Raw genomic sequence first — 22,664 nt, forward strand, 5'->3', positions numbered from 1 at the left:
ACCCATTTCAGCAACTTTCCGGTTACCGACCGTGGTAGCCGGAAAGTTTTTTTACTGCCTGAGCTTTCTAAATGCTGTCAGTGGGTGCGTCTTCGCCAAAGAGTTCATCCAACAACTGCCCCAGATTGCCTTCCTTTGCCGCAGGTAGCGCGTCAACTTGACGGAAATTGTGCTTTGTAATTGCAATTTCATCATCAAAGCCTAGGATATAGTTTGTGGCAATTTTGTAAATAATTTCAGTTGGTGCAAGGCCATAAACCTGTTTCTCGAAGATGTGCTTCAGTCGCTCTTCCTTATCAGGGAACAGGCGCTTCATTTCATTGCTTTGATAAAGCCGCCTCACAATTTCTGTGATATAAAGGCCAGATTTCATGTAGAGGTCGATGAAGGTTTTGCCCGGCATATCAAAGCATCCGGGGTTCTCTGTCTCCAGCATATCCACCATCTTTTTTACCATGACCTTCGGTGTGAATATTTGGTTTGTTTTCTGCGGTGGGATGTAATCGAAAATATCTTCAATGCTCTTCTCGTCGAAGTAATCAGCCAGCTTCTTTTTCAGGCGCAGAAACTCCTTAACAGAATCATCGAACACGACAGAATCGAAAAGGTTGCCACGGAATTCTTTTTCTTCGCCCGTTGACGGATCTTTATACTTGCCTCCGTCACGCAGGAATCGGAACTGATCCAGCGTAATGCTGGTAACCTCTATGAACACCTGATTGGGAATCACAGAGTCAAATGTCGCCAACGTAACGGTATTATCACCATACGCCATCAAGAACGACGGGATTGTGCGTGAGAAGCCACGGAGATGGTCGCGGATTTTATCCTCAATACTGTCCTTTTCACGCTCTTTAACCTTGGTCTCGACAGTGCGGACAACATCCTCACTGGCTTCTTTTACAAAGTCATTGATTGTGGTCGACAGTTCTTCTTGCAACTTGGCGGTCGCGTCTTTCTGCCGCTGCTCGAACTCCCGCTGGACGTCCTCCACGCTCGTATTCTCATTGCGGCTGTCCAGCGCTTCGCGGTGCTCCTTTTCAATAATGCGGCGCTGGATCTCATAATCGGTAAACACCTTATCAATGATTTTTTCGGATCTGCCGTTCAAATCGCGCTCGATCTGCTTCTTATCGGAGGCGCGGATATCATCGGCATAGTGCTCCTTTGCAATATCCACGATACCTTTGACCGTCTGTGCCTTGAACGCATCTTTGAACTGGTCAATGCTGCTCCGACCCGCTTCTTCGCTGTCTGCGGCGTGCGCGCTATCGACAGCTTTCTGTATTTCGCCTTCAATGGTACCGTAAATCTTATCACCGAATATTTCAGAGGAAACGCCGATGACGTAGTCATCATCTAGATTAACATCGCCATTTTCGTCGATTGAGAGCTCATCCGCAGTTTCAGGTGTTACATTGACCAGGTTTTTCGGTTCCTGAACAGGCGTGAAGCTTGAGATGATATCGATAACTTCCTGCGGCGCACCGAAAATATTTGAAATGTTCTGGAAGAGGTAGTTGCTCATAAAGCCGCGCTTGACGACTTCCTGAGACTTGATCTTCCGAGGGATAGAGAGGACATTCTCTGCATCCAACTCAATCATTTCACCATTCTCATCCTCACCAAGGACGGGGAAAAAGTTCAGCAGTGTGCGGACATTTTCTTCCCTCGTCTCGCTGTCGCCGTGCCCATTTTTGGTATTGGATGATAGATCGTTAGCAAATTCCTGAAATTTCGTTAGCGTCCGCGCCGGGTCAAAGTCGAACACATACGCATTTTCCTTGCGATAGAAGTGCTTGCCATCTGAAAACATGCACGGGTTCTGTGCACGGAATGCTGCCTGCATATAAAGCGCAGGACTTCTGACGTTGCTGAGCATAAGTACAGCAGTCCATTCAGGGATTGTGACGCCTGTGGTGAGCTGCCCGACAGAAAGCGTAATGGTTTTATCGTTGTTTTTGATTGCCTCTGTTACCCGGTCAAAGGACTTCGCCGTTTCATCGGCGTCGTCCCTCTTGCCGTCACCGGCTGCCAAAACGATTTTGTATTTTTTAAACACCTCATGATTATTCAGCTTTTCCGCCAGCGCTTCTGCACTGTCTACGCGGTTAAGCAACCAGAAGGTGTGCTTCAGCTCATTGCGCAGTTCCTCGGTGGAGAATGGGAATTTTGTCTGCGTTGTAAGCGCATCGAGGAATTTATCGACGGCACTTTCATGGACAAACTTTCCGTTCTTGGTCTCAAAAAAATCATTCAAGTTGAAGGCGTATTCTTTCGTTTCACCGTTGATCTCAACGCCCTGCTCAATTTCATCCCTGATGATCTCGGACATCTGGTATGTAAACAAATTGAGCTTTGGGAGGTCCTCATAGGGATTTTCTTCTTCACTGGAGCTGTCCCAATCGCGCTTTTTCGCCTGCTCGTCGGCATACGTCCAGCTGAAGATAGCCTGATCTTTAAACTTGTTGTTGGCCAATGCCTTGAAAGGTGTGCCGGAAAGGTGCAGTGTAAATTTGCGTTTGATGTGATCAAACGCCACGTCGGTCTTATAGGTGTCTACGCCTTCATGTGCTTCATCTATGACCAGCACATCCCAATCGTTATCCTGCACTTCTTTGAGTTTGTCAGTAAGATGCCGGCCAGAACCGAAATAGATTGACCCCTTGAGATCCTGCAGGCTTACAAATTCGATGTAACCCTTCATATCGTCGGTGGTGCTCCGCTGATATTCATAATGGGTGAGAACAAATGGCTTTCCCTTGAGGGAATCCGTTGTGCTGATAAACCGATAACCGGATTCATCGCCAAGGAACTCCACATAGTCTGAATACCAGGAATTTGCGATGGCGGGCCTGTTCGTGACAATCAGGACGCTCCGCGCTCCGATCTGCTTACAAAAATCGTATACGGAAAGCGTTTTGCCGAAGCGAGGCTTTGCATTCCAAAGGACTTCACCGTTTTCATGCGTCTCGCAATATTTTTTTGTGTCTTCCACAAACTTGCGCTGTTCGTCGCGCAGTTTGTAGGGGGCGGCGGTGCCGATGGCGTGTAAAATACCTCGATTCGATTTGAACTCTGAAAATTCTTGATGCGAATCTTTACCGCTGATTTTGAACCATTCTGGACAGCCTTCATCGTCTGGCTGCGGGTCACACCTTTGTATTCCTTTCTTGGCAAGGTAGGCATGGAAGGGCTTGTCGGTAAAAACTTCACCACTCCCATCATCAAAGATGGCGGTTCCGCGCCATTCCTCATTGGCAATTATGTTGGCGGTTCTGACTTGCTCCTTGATTCGCGCGGTCACATCTCGTTCAGTATAACCGATCTTTGTCCATCCCTCATGATATGTCACACCGGGAGTAGTGTAGGCGTATATCATCGGGACGACAGTTTTTGTTGTTTTGACCGGAAGCTTAGCCAATTACGCCATCTCCTTTACATGAGTTTCGATAAAGCTGATTTCTTCTTCTGTTAAGCCGTATTTCTTGTACAGCTGCTGGTCGATTTCGGAAATAGAAACAGACCAGCAAATATCGGATTGGTCTGTAAAATCTTGAAGGGGTACCCACTTCCATTTTTCGGGCGTAATATCCTGCGTAGTTTTTAAAACTCCAAGCAATACGCGGGCGAATCGACTACAAATGTACTTTTGAGCGGAGCTTGCCTCCTCCTCTGTGTTAAACAATCCAATCCCAATGAACGATTCAGTAAAACCAACCATCGGTTTTGCGATTTCTGCTTTTCCAATTATCCGTGCAGGAATTGGATGTCCAAGAGTACCTGCGGCACCATCAGCTTTAGAAATATATACCTTGTATTTATCCAAATTACAAACAGTATTGACATATTCCCGCCTGATGTATTTATAACATCGCATGTTGCCATCGCGCCCTATAATCTGAATGTAGTTATTGCTATCGTTGGGCATGGTTTCATAAAAAATATTTGGTAAAAGTCTAAAGATATTTGTTGACATATCATATGCATGACCATCGCTAAGCTGCTGTATTGCATCTGGATGATCCTGATGCATTTTCTCTGTGAGGCGATATGATGTTCGCGATATAACAATGCTATTCATGCCCTCAAACCCAGGATGTTTTCTTGTTTTATTCAAAATCGAGTTTAATTCTTCAAAAGGTGTGAATGTGTCAATAACACCATAATCTGCTTGTGAATCACGATAAGTTACAGCCACGCCGCCTGGAATTAGCACAGACGGAAAGACTTTTTGGCTATTACCTTCATACATTTGAACCTTCAGATGTTTGTCCGATAACATCTTGTGGTTCCAAGCTGAGGGTGTTGCACCGGCGTTAAAGAGAAAGCGTGCTGGAGAGATTAGTTCCACCCTGTCCGCCACAGAATATGCAGCTTCCATAAATATATTGTACACTGGTTTATCACTGGTACTTGCACCTGACGCTTCTTCTTGATAGGGCGGATTTCCAATACAAAAGTCAAATTTCATTCTTCATTCCCTCGCTTTACATCTGTATACGGAATTGACCGATCTTTTCTCCAATCGAAAACCCGACATGCCGGTGTTTCGTTCATTTCTTCTTTTGTATCGTCCACAATGAAATCGAACAAACTGAGTTGCTCGTTTTCCTGCTTTGAAACGCCGTAGGGGATCGTGTCGGAGATACCGTCCATCTGCCAAAAATTCCAACTGATGATATTTGCAATTTTCCGCAGTTCCAGGACGGTCGGTTTCCTGTTCCAGCGGTCTTCCGTATAGTCCACAAAGGTCTCAAGCAGATTGATCCGCGCAATCAACAGATTGTCGCCTTGAAATTCATATCCATAAACGCTTTGGTACGCGCGGATTACCCATTTCATCCATTCCGCTTCGTCCGCTACGTTCTCACCAACAACGCGAAGCTTGCGATCCAGTATACCGATACGGTTCTTAATCTCAATGCTTTCGCCGCTGGTCGTGTCGTACCGCGACACAATATACGGCGCTTCCCCGCAGGTGATTTCTATGCGCCGGGAATCCACATAGTCTTTCCATGTCCGGCCTTTTCCTCCATTAAACAGGATTTTCCCCTCACTGACCTGCCACTCCTGCTCGTTCAGCGTGGTAAACACATTAGGTCTGCCAAACCATTCGTCATCGCAGTGATTGTTCATGAGAGCGCAGACCCATGACGGTGTAAATACCTCCGCTTTTTTTCTCGTGCGTTCCTGCTGATCTTCCATTGCTTTTGCTACTCGCGGTTGGATGGGGCAGGCTTGAAAACCCAGCAGCAGTCCCGCTGTCATGGCGCTTTCTGCGGTGCATTGCGGGTTATCCTCTGTATAGGTATCTGTGGCAAAGATAATATTCTGTTTTGTGGTCTTGTCCTCTAATAGGATTTTCAAAACCGGCTCAACAGGATATCCATTGAGCTTTATCACTCCACCTCACCAACCTTGTCGGGTATGACTTCCATAATATCATTCACTCCATGTACCCACTATAATTTAATCACTATTGCTGTCCAATAAAACGGATTCACTTTATTTCCTCTTCCTCAGATGCTTCCGAATTATCTGCCGCACCGCCAGAACGAATCCATTTATCAACTTCGGACAGCTTGAATTTCCATAACCTGCCTACTTTGTAGGCAGGCATATTTCTTTTTGCGATCCATTGCAGAATGGTTTCTCGCCCAACACCAAGATACTCTTGCACTTCCTTGAGGGTGGACCATTTTTCAATGTTAATCTCGCTCACGCTATTGACCTCCATATTCTGTTCCGCAGTGCCGCAGGGTCTTATACCTGCGGCTTTTTCTATCTGCGTGAGTGTCATATACACTTTTACATCAAGTATTATAACGCAATAATAGTCGAATATCAATTTATCAGAATGAAAATGTTTGTAAAAAGTTATAAATCCACTTTGCGTGCCGAACAGCAGAAAAGAAAAATTTGAAGTTCTTTTCGAGTTCTTCGTCAAAACGACTCTTTCACGTCCAGCGAGTTATGAAAGCAAGAAAAACCGCTTTCAGACTGGAGGTGAACGAGATGTACGAAACCGATACCCGGACCCACGCTGCAGACGATGATCTGATCGAAACCTTGATAGCCATTAGCGTCGTGTCCAAACGTCTGGCGAGAAAACTCACGATACTTGCCAATCAGAGCCAACACATGGAAGGAGGAAAAGCAGATGAGCAAAATGAGCGATACGGCTACTACCATCGAAGATCTACGGAATACCGCTGCCGCTATTAACGACGCAGCAAATTGGCTGGCCAAGGCTTTCAGTTCTGCTGATGACACAGCGACGGTGCCTGTTACTAAAGCGCCAGCCGCCAAACCGGCATTGAAACTGGAAGATGTGCGGGCCGTCCTCGCGGAAAAGTCCCGCGCCGGGCACACTGCCGAGATCCGCTCGCTGCTTCAGAAGTACGGAGCCAACAGGCTTTCGCAGCTCGACCCTTCAAGCTACAAGGCGCTGCTCGCCGAAGTGGAGGCGCTGAAGGATGCCACCTAAAGGACACGCAGTGCTTTCCGCTTCAAGCTCCGACCGTTGGCTCCATTGCCCGCCGTCCGCCAGACTCTGTGAAAGCTATGAGGATAAAGGCAGCGACTACGCCGCCGAGGGGACCAACGCCCACGCATTGTGCGAGTACAAGCTGCGTAAGGCGCTGGGACTTCCGGCCGAGGACCCGACCGAGAACCTGAACTGGTACAACGAGGAAATGAACGACTGCGCCACAGACTACGCCGCTTATGTACTCGAACAGGTGGAAGCCACCAAGCAGGTCTGCGCTGATCCGGTAGTGCTCATTGAGCAGCGCGTCGACTTCTCCCGCTGGGTGGAGGGCGGCTTCGGCACGGCGGACGCGCTCATCATCGCGGACGGTACTCTCAAAATCTGCGACTACAAGCATGGGCTTGGCGTACTCGTCCGGGCGAAGGAAAATCCGCAGCTCATGTGCTACGCACTCGGTGCGCTGGAGCTGTTCGACAAAATCTACGACATCGACACGATCAGTATGACCATTTACCAGCCGCGTCGGGACAACGTCAGCACCTATGAACTTTCCAAAGATGAACTGTACCGCTGGGCCGACGAGGTGCTGAAGCCCACCGCCGAACTCGCGTTTGCCGGCGACGGCAACTTTCTCTGCGGCGAATGGTGCGGTTTCTGTAAAGCCAAGACCGACTGCCGCGCCCGCGCCGAAGCCAATCTTGCTCTGGCACAGTATGAGTTCAAGCTCCCGCCGCTTCTCACGGATGAGGATATTGAAGAAATTCTCGCCAAGGTGGACGAGCTCGTCGCATGGGCGTCTGACATCAAGGAATATGCCCTGCAGCAGGCGATCAGCGGTAAGGAGTGGAGCGGCTGGAAGCTGGTCGAGGGCCGTTCCAACAGGAAGTACATCAATGACGCGGTTGCTGCCGGTGTTGTTGAGCATGCAGGCTTTGATCCATATGAGCGTAAGGTACTCGGCGTCACGGCTATGCAAAAGCTGCTCGGAAAATCCCGCTTTGACGAGCTTTTGAGCCCCTACATTGAAAAGCCACAAGGCAAACCAACGCTCGTGCCGGAGAGCGATAAACGTCCGGCAATGTCTACGGCTGCATCCGATTTCAAAGAAAATTAAGGAGGACAATCATATGTCTACGAATACGAACAAGGTCAACAACCCCATGAAAGTTATCGCCGGTCCCGACACTCGCTGGTCCTACGCCAACGTCTGGGAGCCGAAGTTCTCCGTCAGCCTCATCATCCCGAAGTCCGACGCTAAGACCGTCGCCAAGCTGAAGGCCGCCATCGAGGCTGCCTACCATGAGGGCGAGTCAAAGCTCAAGGGCAACGGCAAGACCGTGCCGCCTCTGGCCGCGATCAAGAACCCGCTGCGTGACGGTGACGTCGAGCGCCCGGACGATCCGGCCTACGCCAACGCTTACTTTATCAACGCCAATTCCGCAACCGCACCCGGCATCGTGGATGCCGACCGCAATCCGGTCCTGACCCGCTCCGAAGTCTACTCCGGTGTGTACGGCCGCGCCAGCATCAACCTGTATGCCTTCAATAGCAACGGCAACAAGGGCATTGCCTGCGGCCTCAACAACCTGCAGCTCATTCGCGCCGGCGAGCCTCTTGGCGGCAAGACCAGTGCTGAAAACGACTTCGCATCCGACAACGACGACGACTTTTTGAACTAAGGAGAAAAACGACTATGGAAACCACAACGATTCTTTGCATCCTGCTTCTCAACCTTTACCTTGCTCTGGCGGTCTTCTGGATTGTCCGCTCGGTTATTGATGTCGCCGAAGACCACAAACGTGATAAACGTAACGCCGAGTGGGAGGCCGAAAGGCTCCAGCTTGAAAAGGAACGTGCCGCCCGTGATGAAGAGTACCACCAGAAACGCATGGAGCAGTTCAACAAGTAAGGTCTGACCCGTGGGTGGTGGGAGCAATCCTGCCACCCTTTTGGGTATCTGAAAGGAGCGGTGAATATGAAAACACTCTCAATCGATATTGAGACCTATAGCAGTGCACCGCTTGCCAAATGCGGTGTTTACAAATATGTGGAGGTTCCTGATTTTGAGATTCTTCTGTTCGGCTACAGTGCCGACAACGGTTCTGTACAAACCATCGACCTCGCCTGCGGTGAAATGCTCCCGTCTGAAATCACGGCGGCGCTTACCAATGAAGCTGTAACGAAGTGGGCCTTCAACGCCAGCTTTGAACGGATCTGTCTGTCCCATTATCTTGGCTTGCCGACCGGGGAATATCTCGATCCTGCTCAGTGGCATTGCTCCATGATCTGGGCTGCCACAATGGGCCTGCCGCTTTCATTGGAAGGCGTCGGTGCTGTGCTGGGGCTTGAGAAGCAGAAGCTCACCGAGGGCAAAGACCTCATCAAATATTTCTGTCAGCCCTGCACGCCAACGAAGTCCAATGACGGCCGTACCCGCAACTATCTCTATCATGCGCCAGAAAAATGGTCCATGTTCAAGAAATATAACCTTCGTGATGTCGAGACGGAAATGTCAATACAGGCAAGGCTCGCAAACTTCCCGGTACCGGAATCCGTATGGAATGAATACCACCTCGATCAGAAGATCAACGACCGTGGTGTCGCACTGGATATGACGCTGGTCAGACAGGCAATCGATATGGACGGTCGCTCCCGTCAGCAGCTCACCACGGCTATGAAGAAGCTGACCGAATTGGACAATCCAAACTCGGTGCAGCAGATGAAGCAGTGGCTTGCAGATAACGGTCTCGAAACCGATACGCTCGGCAAAAAGGTCGTCGCCGAACTGCTGAAGACCGCGCCGGAACCGCTCGGCGAAGCGCTCTCCCTGCGGCAGCAGCTTGCCAAATCCTCCGTTAAAAAGTATCAGACAATGGAGACCGCTGTCTGTGCCGACGGCCGCGCCCGTGGGATGTTCCAATTTTATGGTGCGAATCGAACCGGTCGATGGGCCGGCAGACTGATCCAAATGCAAAATCTGCCTCAGAACCATCTTCCCGATCTGGAACAAGCCCGCGCTCTTGTGCGCTGCGGAGATTTTGACGCGCTGGAGCTTCTCTATGAAGATGTCCCAGATACACTTTCACAGCTTATCCGCACCGCTTTTGTGCCAAGAGCCGGAGCCAAATTTATCGTATCAGACTTCAGCGCCATCGAAGCTCGTGTCATCGCGTGGTTTGCCGACGAACAGTGGCGGCAGGAGGTCTTTGCCAAGGGCGGTGACATTTACTGCGCCAGCGCCAGTCAGATGTTCAAGGTCCCCGTCGAGAAGCATGGCATCAACAGCCACCTGCGGCAAAAAGGCAAAATTGCGGAACTGGCGCTCGGCTACGGTGGCTCGGTTGGTGCGCTCAAAGCGATGGGCGCTCTTGAAATGGGCCTCACGGAGGATGAGCTTCCTCCTCTGGTCGATGCGTGGCGGCAGTCAAACCCGAATATCGTGAAGCTCTGGTGGGATGTAGATCGCGCGGCCATGGAGGCGGTTCGCAATAAGCATACCAACAGTACGCACGGAATCGTGTTCTCCTGTCAGAGCGGGATGCTTTTTATCACGCTGCCCTCCGGCCGGAGGCTTTCCTATGTGAAGCCGCGTATCGGTGAGAACAAGTTCGGCGGCCAGTGTATTACATATGAGGGCATCGGCGGCACGAAAAAATGGGAACGACTCGATTCTTACGGCCCAAAATTCGTGGAAAACGTCGTGCAGGCCACGGCGCGTGACATTCTTTGCTATGCCATGCAGACACTTCGGAACTGCTCCATCGTGATGCATATCCATGATGAGCTGGTCATCGAAGCCAATCCGCGCATGTCTCTGCAGGCGGTCTGCGAACAGATGGGCCGGACGCCGCCTTGGGCGAAGGGGCTCTTACTCCGCGCCGATGGATACGAGACGGATTTTTATAAAAAAGACTGAGTTTTATCGTCAAAAGCAAGCTGTCACGTCCAGCGAGTAGTAGAAATGGGCGGCTATAGCCTGTCCGGAAAGGAGGCTCGCAATGAGTATCGATAAACGCAATTGCGAGGGATACATTGACCCAACCGCCTACGAAGCCCTGTCTCTGATCGAGAAAGAGGAACGCGCAATCCGCGCTTTCCGGCCAATTGTTTACATCTGCTCTCCGTATGCCGGGGACATTGACAGGAACATAAAGGCTGCACGGAACTACAGCCGCTTTGCGGTGGACAAGGGCTACATCCCCATTGCGCCGCATCTGCTGTTCCCACAATTCCTGAATGACGCCGATCCGGACGAACGAGAACTGGGGCTGTTCTTTGGAAACGCGCTCATGAGCAAATGCTCGGAGGTCTGGGTGTTCGGCAGCAACATCACAGCCGGTATGACGGCAGAAATCAAAAGAGCCAGGTGGAAAAACTACCGCCTGCGCTACTTCACCAAAAATTTAGAGGAGGTACAAGATGTTTGCAATCACTGAAGGTTTGCGCTGCATCGGCGGTATAGAGGTTCCTACTTACAAGCGCGAAATCGTAAGCGCCAATATTCTCGAAGTCGAAGCCGGTACGAACGGCTATCAGGGTGGTGACGGCGGACACGGGAGTCGCACCTACTTCCGTATCAAAGATCTGGCCTCCACAGAGATGGATGTCCATGTAACGCGGGACAAGTTTGGCAGCGAAGGTCTCAAAATCACGCTCGGCGGCGATTGTGAGCTTGAAACGATCATCACGGCGCTCAAATTCATTACCAAGGTGCTGGAGGATGGTGCAAAGGAGGTGCACGACTGATGTTTACGCTTTATAGCGCCGACATCGTCGGCAATCCCGGCAACTGCTCCTATCCCAATAAAACCGAGGTCACGGATGTGGATAGCCTGCGGGCAGCGGTCTGCCATGACTACGTCTGCGCCGAGTACAAAAACAACTACAGAAACGGCGATAACTTCCTCGGAGCGGATTGCCTACCTGTTGACTGTGACAACGACCACTCCGAAGACCCGTCAGACTGGATCCTTCCAGCTGACGTTGCGGCGGCTTTTCCGAATGTCTACTTCGCGGTCCATTACAGCCGCTACAACATGCGGGAGAAAAACGGGAAGCCTGCCCGGCCGAAATTCCATATCCTTTTTCCAATCACGCGCATGACAGACGCAGCTGCTTATAGCGACATGAAAAAGCTGGTCAATTCCATCTTCCCGTACTTTGACACCAAGGCACTGGACGCGGCACGCTTCTTCTTCGGCACTACCACCGTCGAGGTTGAGCTCTTTCCCGGCAGCATGAATCTGACCGAATTTCTGGAGAACGACGACTTTGACGTGGATCTGCCGGGCGGCCATCATGCCAGTCTCGTGATCCCGGAAGGCAGCCACATAACTATCAAACCTACGCCATCGACTACATCGAAACACATCCGGTATCCGCCGTTCTGCTGGATATGGGTCTTGGCAAGACAAGTATCACGCTGACTGCCCTGAATGATCTGCTTTTTGACAACTTCGAGGTTCACCGCGTTCTGGTGATCGCACCTCTCCGCGTGGCACGGGACACATGGCCGGCAGAAATCCAGAAATGGAACCATCTGTCGCTGTTGACCTACGCAGTGGCGGTTGGAACCGAGACAGAACGCAAAGCGGCGCTTCTACAACAGACGGACATCTGCATTATTAACCGCGAGAACGTCCAATGGCTTATTGAGGACAGCGGCGTACCATTCGACTTTGATACTGTGGTGGTGGATGAGCTATCATCCTTCAAAAGCTATCAGACAAAGCGCTTCCGTGCACTGATGAAGGTCCGCCCGTGCGTCCGCCGCATTGTGGGGCTGACCGGTACCCCTTCCGCGAACGGCCTCATGGATTTGTGGGCTGAATACCGGCTTCTGGACATGGGTCAACGCCTCGGCCGCTTCATTGGGCAGTATCGCACCAACTACTTCATGCCGGATAAGCGAAACGGTCAGATCATCTACTCCTATAAGCCGCTGCCCAGCGCAGAAAAGGCAATCTACAGCAAAATCGCGGATATCACGATCAGCATGAAGTCCACAGATCACCTGCAGATGCCGGAGCTCGTCAGCAGCGAATATGAGGTGCAGCTTTCCGAGGAAGAACAGGAACGCTACGACGATCTGAAGGACAACCTCGTGCTGCAACTCCCGGACGGCGATATCACCGTGGCCAACGCCGCCGCACTGTCCAATAAGCTCTCCCAGATGTCAAACGGTGCTGTCTATGACGACGTCGGCGATACAATTCATATTCATGACCGAAAGCTGGACGCGCTGGAGGATTTGATTGAGGCGGCAAACGGCAAGCCGGTACTTGTGGCCTATTGGTTCAAGCACGATCTCGCCAGAATTTCCGAGCGGCTGCACAAACTCCACATCCCATTCTCCCAGCTTGACACACCAGAGAGTATTCGCAGATGGAACGCCGGCGAGCTGCCTGTGGCGCTGGTGCATCCCGCTTCTGCCGGGCACGGCCTCAACCTGTTTTTGGTTGGGCTACTGCTCCTTTTAGGAACACCATTCCGGGCAAGGACGGTTGAAAACAGTCTGCTGCAAATCGGTCTTGCCAACCGCTACGGGTATGCCCCGGCGTTGATTTCATGCAAGCGTATCAAAAATACACAGGTCAGCGTACAGGTCAGCGTAATGGAGTTCTATTCGCTTGGTGTGGCTATGGAAATATGGGAAACGCACCGTACGGAAATACAGGACGCGCTTAACGTCCATTTTGTGGAGCCTATCAAGTACGGCGGCAGAAATGGACGAAACCGCATTATCATTGTCATTACTGCTGCACCCGGAGCCGAAACACAAAGAAAGGACGTGCTGTATGATGAATTCTGACGCGTCGAAGCTGCTGACGCTGGGTTACGATTTGGACGCATGGAACGGTTATGAGGCTAAAATTTCCATAACCACCGACATTTCTCCTGCTGCCAACAGTCATATTCTCATTTGCGGCATGTCCGGGTCGGGAAAATCTTATTTTGAAAATGCCCTGTTTGCAAAGCTTATTATTGCAGAATCGGGAGAATATCATTTCGCGGAATACAAAGGGGATGATAGCTTTGCATATTTGCGGGGCTGCTCCCGTTACTATGCCTACAAAACCACGCTGCAAGCGCTGGATGTTGTATATTCCCGCTTGAACGCCCGGCAATCAGGAGAGGATGAAAGCAACCATCCCATTACACTGATTTGGGAAGAATACATGGCAGATGTTTTGTCGCTCGTAAATGAGGATAAAAAAGCGGCGGCGGTGGTGATGAACAAGGTAAGCGAAATATTGCTGCTTGGACGTTCCCTGTCTGTACGCTTGATTACCACCATGCAGCGTCCTGATGCGGTTGCTTTTCCTTCTGGTTCACGCCTTAACTACGGCGTTGTAATCGTTCTCGGCGCGGCTATCAAGAGTATCTATGAAATGCTCTTACCTGATTTCATGGAGCAAGCCAAAGGCCGTATATTTGAAAAGAGTGAAGGCGTTGCCTTACTTCAAGCTTCGCAACTGTATTTTATCAAGGTAGGAACGGTACAAAATTCAGAACGAATGCGACAGATATGCGTAAAGGCATTGTCTTAGAAACGCACACGCTCGCCCGCCGCGCGAAGCGTAAGGCGGGCGAGCGTGTCTGGCTAGTATTACCCAGACACCTCTGTACCAATCAAATTCTTACCATCATAGCGAAATTATTACACAAAGGAAGTGAGAACCTTTGAAAAAAGATACACGACATAGAAAATACTTGCTGACAATCAATAATCCCGGCGCTGAATGGACACACGATAAAATCCGTGCGGTGCTTAGTAAAATGCAGCTAAAATACTGGTGCATGGCTGACGAACAGGGCTTGCAGGAACAAACCCCGCATACTCATGTATTCTTTGTAGCTAATAGCGCAGTTCGCTTTTCCACCGTCAAAGGCTGTTTCCCGACAGCACATATTGACCCGGCTTGCGGCACTTCCGAAGAAAATCGGGCATATGTTCAAAAAAATGGAAAATGGGTAGAAGATGAAAAAGCCGATACCAGTATTCCCGGCACATTTGAGGAATGGGGAGAACTGCCGACAGAAAATCCCGGTCAACGCACCGACTGGGACATGGCTTTAGCCATGCTTGAGGACGGTCACAGCGCAATGGATGTTATTCGTTCGCAAACCCATTTAATGCGCTATCGCTCCACTTTGGAGCAAGTCCGGCAAGAACTGATTGCAGAGCAATGCCGTGATACCTTTCGCATACTTGAAACAACCTATATATATGGCGCTACGGGTCTTGGAAAAACAAAACTGATTATGGAACGGTATGGCTATGAAAATGTGTGTCGGATAACCGGCTATCAGCATGGGTGTTTTGATAAATACCAAAGTGAGGATGTGATTGTCTTTGATGAATTTTCATCCAGTCTGAAAATTCAGGATACGAACAATCTTTTGGACGGCTACCCGCTTATGCTGCCCTGCCGGTATGCAAACCGTGTGGCGTGCTATACAAAGGCGTACATTATCAGCAACATTCCCTTGGAATACCAATATGCCAATGTGCGCTTGGATACTCCTACGGTCTGGAACGCCTTTATACGCCGTATTCACAAGGTTGTGCATTTTACCGGCATTAACCAGTATGACGAAATGACCACGCGGGAATATTTTGCACCACGCCAAAAGGTGTTGGATGGCTGGACGGAAATCAAGGACACAAGGGATTGCCCTTTCACAGAAGGGGGATAGGCGATGGAAAAGCCTAAGAAACCACAGAATCCTTATGATGTGGAATTGCCACAGTCCGTGATTGAATCCTTCGCCCGATTCCTTGTGCCGGAGATACGCAAGTTTTATGACAATGAACAGGTACAAAAAAAATTTTTCGAGTGGCAAGAACGGAAAAACGAAAAATAGGGCAGAATAATAATAGTGGCCAAGGTATGAAAACCTTGACCACTATTTACAATGCTTATGGAAGTAGTACAAAGAAGTAAAAAAATGTCAAAAAATGCATAGATTTGTAAATTAAATAGTGCTATTATATTATTATAAAAAAAGCAGGAGGCGTACCATGGCTGAAAATGTAACTATCCAATTAAACATCACAACTGGTGAAATTTTAATTCAAGCGCCTGCAGAATCATTAGATACAATATTTAGCAAGTTGGAGTCTTTTGTTCCTAATATGGTAGAAGTTCACGAAAAACTAGTATCAGATGAACCTAATGAGAAAAATGATACTCAAAACTCTCCAGACGATGAAAATTCTGATAAGACAAAAGACAACTTACCTCCAGTAGAAGATGTCAAAGGTGGCTCAAAGAAAAAGCGATCTTCATCATCAAAAAAGCCAGAGAGCTTGAAAATGGTTGAACTAGGGCTTGAGGAGACTCAACGACAAGATTTCCGAAAGTTTTATACTGACAAGAACCCTAAAAGCCAAAACGAACAAATATTAGTGATAATGTATTGGTTAAAAAACAATGCAAATAAGAACGCTTTCTCCAAAGATGAAATCTATACTGGTCTAAGAACTGTTGATGCTAAGGTTCCTACAAGAATATCCTCCGTGCTGTCAAACTTAGGAATCGATGGGAAAATAATTAGTAATGATGATGGTTTCCACCTTCATCATACAGGAGAAGATTTCGTCAAATTTGATCTTCCCAAAAAGGATGGACAGAAATAAATGTTTCAGACATTCGCACAGGAATGCCTTCTTAAACTCGAGGTAAAAGAGCAACAGGCTGAAGCTATTATATGGTTTAACTTTAAAAAGACAGGCGAAAGTGATATAACTATTGCCACAATAAATCATTATTTCAAAGATGCATTTCTGCCTCCAATAAATGTTACACGTGCAAAAGCTGCTTTTCAAAAAAGCAAGAATGTATGTAAAGGCAATAAATCTGACACGTACAAACTCACACTAACAGCACTCAATAGTTTTGATAACAATTTTGGATACATATGGAAGAAATACGTTGAAATTAAAGACTTAGCCGGGATATATGAGACACCATATTTGTCCAAGGAAGAAATTGAGCAAGCACAGAAAATGGCCGAATTATATGCCATTTTAAATTGTTACGAAAATTCTGCTCGGTCACTTATAACGCGAGTGCTATCAAGAAAACTTGGTGAAAGCTGGTGGGATACAGCTGCTAACACCTCACAGAAAAGCAAGCTTAAGTCAAGGGTTGAATTGGAAGAAAAGCACAAGTGGCTAACACCGCGAGGATGCAATCCCTTATATTACATCGACTGGGGTGATTTGCTTTCCATTATCAGAAAATATGAACCGGATTTTCTGCCATATGTTAAGGACATTAAATTTGTTGAGCTTAGATTTGAGGAGTTAGAACGAGTCAGAAATATTGCCGCGCATAATGGATATTTACCCAATGAAGAAGATTTTCAGCGTGTTGTATTATCGTTTAGAGATTGGTGTAGGCAAATAAAATCGGTCTAATTTTTAGTTATCATTCAACTAAGATTGGATAAACTACAGCTTTCCATTATACTATACGGCTGTACATATTCCAATACCTCGTGTGTTCCTCTTTATTAGAAATGCTTCAAATGGAAAACTAAAAATTGTTGCAATAGGTACAGTCCCTGATTGATAACGTTCTCGTTCAGGCTCCGCTTATATTCAAAAATCACAGGACAGTTGTTTTCATCCAGCCCCAAGCTGTCTATCCGCCCGTTTGTGATGGTATACTCGCTCTTTAGAAACGTCACTCCGAAGAAAACAGGCATATTCTTTTCAATTATTAGTCTGCAGTTCCCGTTCCAGCGGAATGGAAAATGCCGACAGCTCTATGACGCCGGACGATACCGAGTATAATTTGATATCAGACATTCCGTTACCTCCCATTGATTCCCATATTCAAACTTTCAGTTTCTTTTTGCAATTGTTTACAATGATAATCTTAAGCCAGCTAATAAACGATGCATTCTCCTTTAATGTATCCAACTTACTGAATGCAGTAATGTAAGACTCTTGTATAATGTCCAAAGCATCCTGTTGAATCTTTATAATTCCTAGCACCGTATAAAATGCATTACAAACGGAAAAATCCGGTAGATGCTTAAGATATCCCAATATCATTTCTAATACTATCAATAAGATTTCTACGGCATATTTCTATACTGTTATTTAATGGATCGTCCGCATCTCCAACTCTTTGACCAGATATAAAAACATTATGAATAACAACTTCAAAACTCACAAGGGAGTTTCTAACATTTTGCCCTGCATAGAGATCAAAGATCACTTTGTCGGATTCACAAAATGATTTATATTTATCTCGTGCATTAAAATACTTTTCACGAATTTCAAAGATTTGTTTCTTGGAATACTCCCGATTTGATATTTGCACTTCAATATTGTTTTTTTGCTCATAGTCTATATTCGCACTGCCTAATTGATTTTTGTAATCGTCAATCTGGTAATCCAAAATTTTAATAACGGCATCAAAAGTTTCAAGAGAGTAATTGGGAGGATATTCAACCCACCTTAAAACATCATTTGGCGATGAGTTGGGAAAGAGATTAATTATCGTGATTAGTTTTTTATAAACTTCATTTAGGTGCTCCCTTTTTGATTGATATTCTTTTTGCCGCATCTCTAATTTGCTTTTGCCTTTCTCGATATACGCGTTTACAATCAGCGTAACCACAGCAACTGTTAGGGATGCTCCTGCACCAATAAGAGTTGCAATCAATGTTTCTGACATTGCAATATCTCCTTATCGTTTTATGTTTTCCTGATTCTCAAAGGGGGGATTTTTGCTTCAAGTATAACATTAAGGAGCAAATAGATTTCAATTATTTGGGAAAAGCGTGGCTATGAATACCCATTGGAAACAGCAACATGTATCATTCTATTTCCCATACAATTTTCTTCTCTAACAACTTATAATATAGATTATACTGGCATATAGCGAAAACTGCAACAAAAAAGCCATCAAGGTGTTAATAACCTCGATGGCTTTTTTTGCTTGGCCTTACATCCACACCGTAACGGCAAAGCCGCCCTTGAAATAATAGGTGTTCGTGTAATGTCCATTTGGTGGAGATGACGAGAGTCGGGCGGTACAATTTCTGCCCGCGTTCCGCGAGTCCCTGCCTTTTTCTATTTGTAAATTTAAAAATTCTGCTGCTCCCGACTTGCGCCGGAGTTCGCTGTGGGCACCCCCTTCAACGAAAAAAAACACCCCCTCACGGGGGTGCCTTTTTTCATTGGTGGAGATGACGAGAGTCGGGCGGTACAATTTCTGCCCGCGTTCCGCGAGTCCCTGCCTTTTTTATTTGTAAATTTAAAAATTCTGCTGCTCCCGACTTGCGCCGGAGTTCGCTGTGGGCACCCCCTTCAACGAAAAAAAACACCCCTCACGGGGGTGCCTTTTTTCATTGGTGGAGATGACGAGAGTCGAACTCGTGTCCGAAAATCACTTACCAAAGCTTTCTACGAGTGTAGCCGTTGATTTTACATTCCCTCCCCGCAGCGCCCAAAGGCAGGCCCTGCGGCTCAGTAGCCTTTTGGTCATGACCGGGGTAAAGGCGTTCTCCGGTTCACGTTCACCGCTAATCGACGCCCTTATCCGGGCCGCGGTGTACCCGGTAAGGACGGCAGCCTAATTAGGCTGCGTAAGCAACAGTATTGTTGTCGTTTACTTTTAAGTTTGCGGCTTTTAAAGCGGTTCCGCGCCGCTACTCGCTTACTAAGGCTCACAATCCCCGTCGAAACCTTTACATCCCCATATTTAACCGACAGTAAACTTGTTTACCTTATCCTATTATACACGCATTCCAAAGAAAAAAATACAAGAATATTTTTCTTACCGGTTCTTTTCCTTCATCGCGCGGTCGATGTCCCGCTTTGCGGATTTCGCCGCCATATCCGCGCGTTTGTCATAAAGCTTTTTGCCTTTGCACAAACCGACCTGCACCTTGACCATGGACCCCTTCAGATAAACGGACAGCGGTATCAGCGAATAACCGTCCTGCTTGACCAGCCCGAACAAACGCATGATCTCGCGCCTGTGCATTAAAAGCCGCCGCACCCGCATAGGGTCCTGATTAAAAATATTGCCGTGTTCATAGGGGCTGATATGCATTCCGTTGATCAGAAGTTCTCCCTTGACAATGGAACACCACGCATCCTTCAGGTTTACCTGCGCCTTGCGGAGCGATTTGACCTCTGTTCCGCGAAGCTCGATGCCCGCTTCCATGCTTTCTTCCACAAAGTAGTCGTGAAAGGCTTTTTTATTTTGCGCCAGCGTTTTTAAATTGTCTTTTGCCATCTAAAAAAGCCCCCCGTCCACGATGTTGGTATATGAGCATATCATACTCGTTGAAAATTGTCAAGCATTCTGTCAGCTACATCTCGCTGCGGCCCTCAATCGCGCGGGTCAGCGTCACCTCATCCGCGTACTCCAGATCGCCTCCCACGGGAATTCCGTAGGCAAGCCGCGTCACTTTGACGCCGAGAGGCTTCAGAAGGCGCGAAATATACATAGCGGTGGCCTCGCCCTCAACGGTCGGATTGGTCGCCATAATGACCTCTTTCACTTCGCCGTTGTTCACGCGCGCCAAAAGCTCCTTGATGCAGAGCTGGTCCGGACCGACGCCGCTGAGCGGGGAAATGGCCCCGTGCAGCACATGATAGGTCGCGTTAAACTCGTTGGTACGCTCCAGCGCGATTACATCGCGGGGGTCCTCCACCACACAGATGACGGATTTGTCCCGCGCTGCGTTGCGGCAGACGGGACAAAGCTCCTGGTCAGTCAGATTGCAGCATATTTTGCAATAATGTATTTTTTCGTGAGCGTCCATAATGGCGTCTGCGAAATTCTGCGCGCCCTCTTTGGAAAGGCCGAGCACATAATAGGCCAGCCGCTGCGCGCTCTTATGTCCGATGCCGGGCAGCCGCTCGAACTGCTCAATCAGGCGCGACAAAGGCGCCACGTTATAGGATGACATCGTTAAAGCATACCCGGCATATTGATGCCGCCGGAGATTTTCTCCATGCGCTGGCTCTTGTCTGCGGCGGCGGCCCGCAGCGCCTCGTTGACCGCGGCCAAAACAAGGTCGGAAAGCATTTCCACATCCTCGGGGTCGACGACCTCGGGTTTGATATCGATGGCCTTTACCTCCATCTTACCCGTTACCGTTGCCTTTACGGCGTCTCCGCCGGCCGCTGCGGTATATTCCTTTGCTTCCAGCTCGGCTGTCGCCTGATCCATGTCCTCCTGTATCTTCTGGGCCTGGCGCGCCAGCTGCTGCAAATTGGAAGCTCCGCCTCCGCCGTATCCCTGCGGCAATCTTGCTTTCATATCAAACTCCTCCTGTAAATCTTTTTATTTTTTGATAACCTGAATGCCCTCGCTCTCAGCCAGCCCGGCCAGCTGCGCGAGCGGATCCGTTTCCTTTTCGCTTTCACGGACCTTGTAAGGGCCCAGCTTATAGGTCCTGCCCGTCACCTGCTGAATCGCCCTGCGCATATTTTCACGCTGGGCGGGCTCTCTCAGCAGCCGGAACGCCATATCATTCGGCGCGTCGATCAGCACATAGGCGCCGCTGATATAAGCGGCGGAGCCGTTGAACGCGGCCGCAATGGTATGGGAATAATTTTTCAGGATCTGAAGGATCTCCGGCCATTCGGAAAGGCGCTTCGCGTCCTTCTGCAGCTCCCCGATCTCCTTTTTTGGTTCCGCGACGGAATCGTCCGGCCTTTCAAAGGAAGACTCCGGCGGTTCCTCCGGCAGCATTTGTGCGGGCGGGCTTTCCGGTACCCTCACTTCCGGCTTTGGTTTCGTTTCCGGCTCCGCCGCCCTGACGGGCTTCGGCTTCGAAACAGCCGTTCCGCGCTCAAGGGCCTCTATGCGGCGAATCAGCGCATCCGGCGTGGAATCCAGCTCCGGCGAACACAGGCGGATCATCGCCATTTCAAATTCGACGCGCCTGTCCCCTCCCCGGTACATCCGTTCCAGCGCGGACTGCATGGCATCCAGGCCGTGCAGAATGGCGGGCAGCGGCGTGGAAAGCGCCTGCTTTGTAAGGCTTTCGTACTCCGCGTCGGGTACGGCGATCATGTTGTGGGCATCCTTCGTGGTTTTGATCAGCATCAGATTCCGGAAATGGGAGGACAGCTCCTCACAGAGCCTCGCCATATCCTTGGAGGAATTGTGCAGCCGGTCGATCAGCTCCAGCGCGGCGCCGGAATCGTGTTCCTTTATGGCGTCGGTCAGTTCAAAAAGATGTTCCCGCCCGACCAGACCGGCCGTCTCGTTCACCACTTCCACCGTGATGTTCTTGCCGCGGCCCAGGCACTGATCCAAAAGGGACAGCGCGTCGCGCAGGGCGCCGTCCGCCAGGCGCGCGATCAGAAGCGCGGCCTGCGGGTCGAGCTCCGCGCCCTCCTGCCGGGTAACATAAGTAAGGCGCTCCGCGATTTCCTTCGGCGGAATGCGGCGAAAATCAAAGCGCTGGCACCGCGACAAAATGGTCGCGGGCAGCTTGTGTACTTCCGTTGTCGCAAGGATAAAGATGACGTGGGCGGGCGGCTCTTCCAGCGTTTTAAGCAGCGCGTTGAACGCTCCCGTGGAGAGCATGTGCACCTCGTCGATAATATAAACCCGGTATTTCGCGGCCGCCGGGGTAAAATTGGCTTCTTCCCGCAAAGAGCGGATATTGTCTACGCCGTTGTTGCTGGCGGCGTCGATTTCCACAATGTCCATCAGCGAACCGGCGTCCGCGGCGCGGCAGATCTCACATTCGCCGCAGGGGTCGCCGTCCGCCGGGTGCAGGCAGTTGACCGCCTTGGCCAGGATTTTCGCACACGTGGTTTTCCCCGTTCCCCTGGAACCGGTAAACAGGTACGCATGAGCAATGCGGCCCGCCGTCAGTTCATTTTTCAGCGTAACGGTGACCTGCGGCTGGCCGACAACATCGGCAAACACCCTTGGCCTCCATTTCCTGTACAGAACCTGATACACGCGAACACCACCCCCAGACAAATTGAAAGCAAGACAGACCGTCATAAAACGGTTTATCATGCATCAGGATATGCAGACGAACAGACCGCCTGTATCGCGCGGGGCAGTCCACTTAATGCTGCTCGGTTCCCCGCCTGACATGGTTCATGGCGTCCCGCCGTACAGAGCCCGCCCGCCTGCATATCCTATTGCATGCATTTCTGCCTTGCTTC

At 49.2% G+C, this 22,664-nt stretch carries 24 protein-coding genes and 2 other RNA genes; 14 read left to right on the forward strand and 12 right to left on the reverse strand.

What is annotated here, in order from left to right:
- Window positions 1-67: 67 nt before the first annotated feature.
- The 4 genes from ACQGQ5_RS10690 to ACQGQ5_RS10705 form a co-directional block, all read right to left on the reverse strand.
- Entirely contained in the window at window positions 68-3,424 is a 3,357-nt protein-coding gene (locus tag ACQGQ5_RS10690) for a DEAD/DEAH box helicase family protein (protein ID WP_455736490.1), read from the reverse strand.
- On the reverse strand, window positions 3,425-4,474 hold the full coding sequence (locus tag ACQGQ5_RS10695) for an Eco57I restriction-modification methylase domain-containing protein (RefSeq protein WP_455736491.1): 1,050 nt from the start codon (window positions 4,472-4,474) through the stop codon (window positions 3,425-3,427).
- Window positions 4,471-5,406, reverse strand: a complete 936-nt coding sequence (locus ACQGQ5_RS10700) for a restriction endonuclease subunit M (RefSeq protein WP_455736492.1) — start codon at window positions 5,404-5,406, stop codon at window positions 4,471-4,473. The genes ACQGQ5_RS10695 and ACQGQ5_RS10700 overlap by 4 nt, the downstream gene beginning before the upstream one ends.
- A gap of 97 nt (window positions 5,407-5,503) precedes the next feature.
- Window positions 5,504-5,950, reverse strand: coding sequence for a helix-turn-helix domain-containing protein (locus tag ACQGQ5_RS10705; protein ID WP_455736493.1), 447 nt, complete (start codon window positions 5,948-5,950; stop codon window positions 5,504-5,506).
- 213 nt (window positions 5,951-6,163) lie between these two features.
- Here ACQGQ5_RS10705 and ACQGQ5_RS10710 point away from each other — a divergent pair, with 213 nt between their 5' ends.
- From ACQGQ5_RS10710 to ACQGQ5_RS10775, 14 genes are all read left to right on the forward strand, one after another.
- The gene (locus ACQGQ5_RS10710; protein WP_455736494.1) at window positions 6,164-6,490 is read left to right on the forward strand and encodes a DNA ligase; all 327 of its coding nucleotides are present in this window, start codon (window positions 6,164-6,166) and stop codon (window positions 6,488-6,490) included.
- Window positions 6,480-7,607 carry a DUF2800 domain-containing protein gene (locus ACQGQ5_RS10715; protein ID WP_455736495.1) on the forward strand — a complete coding sequence of 376 codons (1,128 nt, stop codon included), beginning with the start codon at window positions 6,480-6,482 and terminating at the stop codon, window positions 7,605-7,607. The genes ACQGQ5_RS10710 and ACQGQ5_RS10715 overlap by 11 nt, the downstream gene beginning before the upstream one ends.
- 13 nt (window positions 7,608-7,620) lie before the next feature.
- Entirely contained in the window at window positions 7,621-8,172 is a 552-nt protein-coding gene (locus ACQGQ5_RS10720; protein WP_455736496.1) for a DUF2815 family protein, read from the forward strand.
- A gap of 14 nt (window positions 8,173-8,186) precedes the next feature.
- Window positions 8,187-8,402: a hypothetical protein gene (locus ACQGQ5_RS10725; RefSeq protein ID WP_455736497.1), complete on the forward strand. Its 216-nt coding sequence runs from the start codon at window positions 8,187-8,189 to the stop codon at window positions 8,400-8,402.
- Between the two features lie 66 nt (window positions 8,403-8,468).
- Entirely contained in the window at window positions 8,469-10,409 is a 1,941-nt protein-coding gene (locus ACQGQ5_RS10730) for a DNA polymerase (RefSeq protein ID WP_455736498.1), read from the forward strand.
- An 82-nt stretch (window positions 10,410-10,491) separates the two neighbouring features.
- Window positions 10,492-10,929 carry a DUF7768 domain-containing protein gene (locus ACQGQ5_RS10735; protein ID WP_455736499.1) on the forward strand — a complete coding sequence of 146 codons (438 nt, stop codon included), beginning with the start codon at window positions 10,492-10,494 and terminating at the stop codon, window positions 10,927-10,929.
- Window positions 10,913-11,239 carry a hypothetical protein gene (locus ACQGQ5_RS10740; protein WP_455736500.1) on the forward strand — a complete coding sequence of 109 codons (327 nt, stop codon included), beginning with the start codon at window positions 10,913-10,915 and terminating at the stop codon, window positions 11,237-11,239. The genes ACQGQ5_RS10735 and ACQGQ5_RS10740 overlap by 17 nt, the downstream gene beginning before the upstream one ends.
- Window positions 11,239-11,919, forward strand: coding sequence for a hypothetical protein (locus ACQGQ5_RS10745; RefSeq protein WP_455736501.1), 681 nt, complete (start codon window positions 11,239-11,241; stop codon window positions 11,917-11,919). The genes ACQGQ5_RS10740 and ACQGQ5_RS10745 overlap by 1 nt, the downstream gene beginning before the upstream one ends.
- Complete coding sequence (locus ACQGQ5_RS10750) at window positions 11,889-13,304, forward strand: SNF2-related protein (protein ID WP_455736502.1); 1,416 nt, start codon at window positions 11,889-11,891, stop codon at window positions 13,302-13,304. Before ACQGQ5_RS10745 ends, ACQGQ5_RS10750 begins: the two co-directional genes overlap by 31 nt.
- Window positions 13,291-14,043 carry a hypothetical protein gene (locus tag ACQGQ5_RS10755; protein WP_455736503.1) on the forward strand — a complete coding sequence of 251 codons (753 nt, stop codon included), beginning with the start codon at window positions 13,291-13,293 and terminating at the stop codon, window positions 14,041-14,043. Before ACQGQ5_RS10750 ends, ACQGQ5_RS10755 begins: the two co-directional genes overlap by 14 nt.
- A 133-nt stretch (window positions 14,044-14,176) precedes the next feature.
- The gene (locus tag ACQGQ5_RS10760; protein WP_455736504.1) at window positions 14,177-15,193 is read left to right on the forward strand and encodes a hypothetical protein; all 1,017 of its coding nucleotides are present in this window, start codon (window positions 14,177-14,179) and stop codon (window positions 15,191-15,193) included.
- Between the two features lie 3 nt (window positions 15,194-15,196).
- On the forward strand, window positions 15,197-15,361 hold the full coding sequence (locus ACQGQ5_RS10765; RefSeq protein ID WP_455736505.1) for a hypothetical protein: 165 nt from the start codon (window positions 15,197-15,199) through the stop codon (window positions 15,359-15,361).
- 157 nt (window positions 15,362-15,518) lie between these two features.
- The gene (locus ACQGQ5_RS10770; protein WP_455736506.1) at window positions 15,519-16,136 is read left to right on the forward strand and encodes a hypothetical protein; all 618 of its coding nucleotides are present in this window, start codon (window positions 15,519-15,521) and stop codon (window positions 16,134-16,136) included.
- Window positions 16,137-16,919, forward strand: coding sequence for a Swt1 family HEPN domain-containing protein (locus ACQGQ5_RS10775; RefSeq protein ID WP_455736507.1), 783 nt, complete (start codon window positions 16,137-16,139; stop codon window positions 16,917-16,919). It abuts the gene before it with no gap.
- A gap of 420 nt (window positions 16,920-17,339) precedes the next feature.
- On the opposite strand, the gene ACQGQ5_RS10780 is transcribed toward ACQGQ5_RS10775, so the two are convergent.
- The 8 genes from ACQGQ5_RS10780 to ffs all read right to left on the reverse strand — a co-directional run bounded on the left by ACQGQ5_RS10780 (window position 17,340) and on the right by ffs (window position 22,626).
- Complete coding sequence (locus ACQGQ5_RS10780; RefSeq protein WP_455736558.1) at window positions 17,340-17,561, reverse strand: RNA polymerase sigma factor; 222 nt, start codon at window positions 17,559-17,561, stop codon at window positions 17,340-17,342.
- Complete coding sequence (locus tag ACQGQ5_RS10785; RefSeq protein ID WP_455736508.1) at window positions 17,542-18,189, reverse strand: hypothetical protein; 648 nt, start codon at window positions 18,187-18,189, stop codon at window positions 17,542-17,544. Before ACQGQ5_RS10785 ends, ACQGQ5_RS10780 begins: the two co-directional genes overlap by 20 nt.
- 677 nt (window positions 18,190-18,866) lie before the next feature.
- Window positions 18,867-19,214: a transfer-messenger RNA gene (ssrA, locus tag ACQGQ5_RS10790) on the reverse strand.
- Between the two features lie 79 nt (window positions 19,215-19,293).
- The gene (gene smpB, locus ACQGQ5_RS10795; protein WP_275716654.1) at window positions 19,294-19,758 is read right to left on the reverse strand and encodes an SsrA-binding protein SmpB; all 465 of its coding nucleotides are present in this window, start codon (window positions 19,756-19,758) and stop codon (window positions 19,294-19,296) included.
- A gap of 76 nt (window positions 19,759-19,834) precedes the next feature.
- Window positions 19,835-20,437, reverse strand: a complete 603-nt coding sequence (gene recR / locus ACQGQ5_RS10800; RefSeq protein WP_455736509.1) for a recombination mediator RecR — start codon at window positions 20,435-20,437, stop codon at window positions 19,835-19,837.
- A gap of 2 nt (window positions 20,438-20,439) precedes the next feature.
- A complete protein-coding gene (locus tag ACQGQ5_RS10805; protein ID WP_141827784.1) occupies window positions 20,440-20,790 on the reverse strand; it encodes a YbaB/EbfC family nucleoid-associated protein in 351 nt (116 codons plus the stop codon).
- Between the two features lie 24 nt (window positions 20,791-20,814).
- Window positions 20,815-22,452: a DNA polymerase III subunit gamma/tau gene (gene dnaX / locus ACQGQ5_RS10810; RefSeq protein ID WP_455736510.1), complete on the reverse strand. Its 1,638-nt coding sequence runs from the start codon at window positions 22,450-22,452 to the stop codon at window positions 20,815-20,817.
- A 75-nt stretch (window positions 22,453-22,527) separates the two neighbouring features.
- Window positions 22,528-22,626: signal recognition particle sRNA small type (ffs, locus tag ACQGQ5_RS10815), an RNA gene on the reverse strand.
- Window positions 22,627-22,664: the final 38 nt, after the last annotated feature.

Source organism: Caproiciproducens sp. (genome assembly GCF_053840905.1).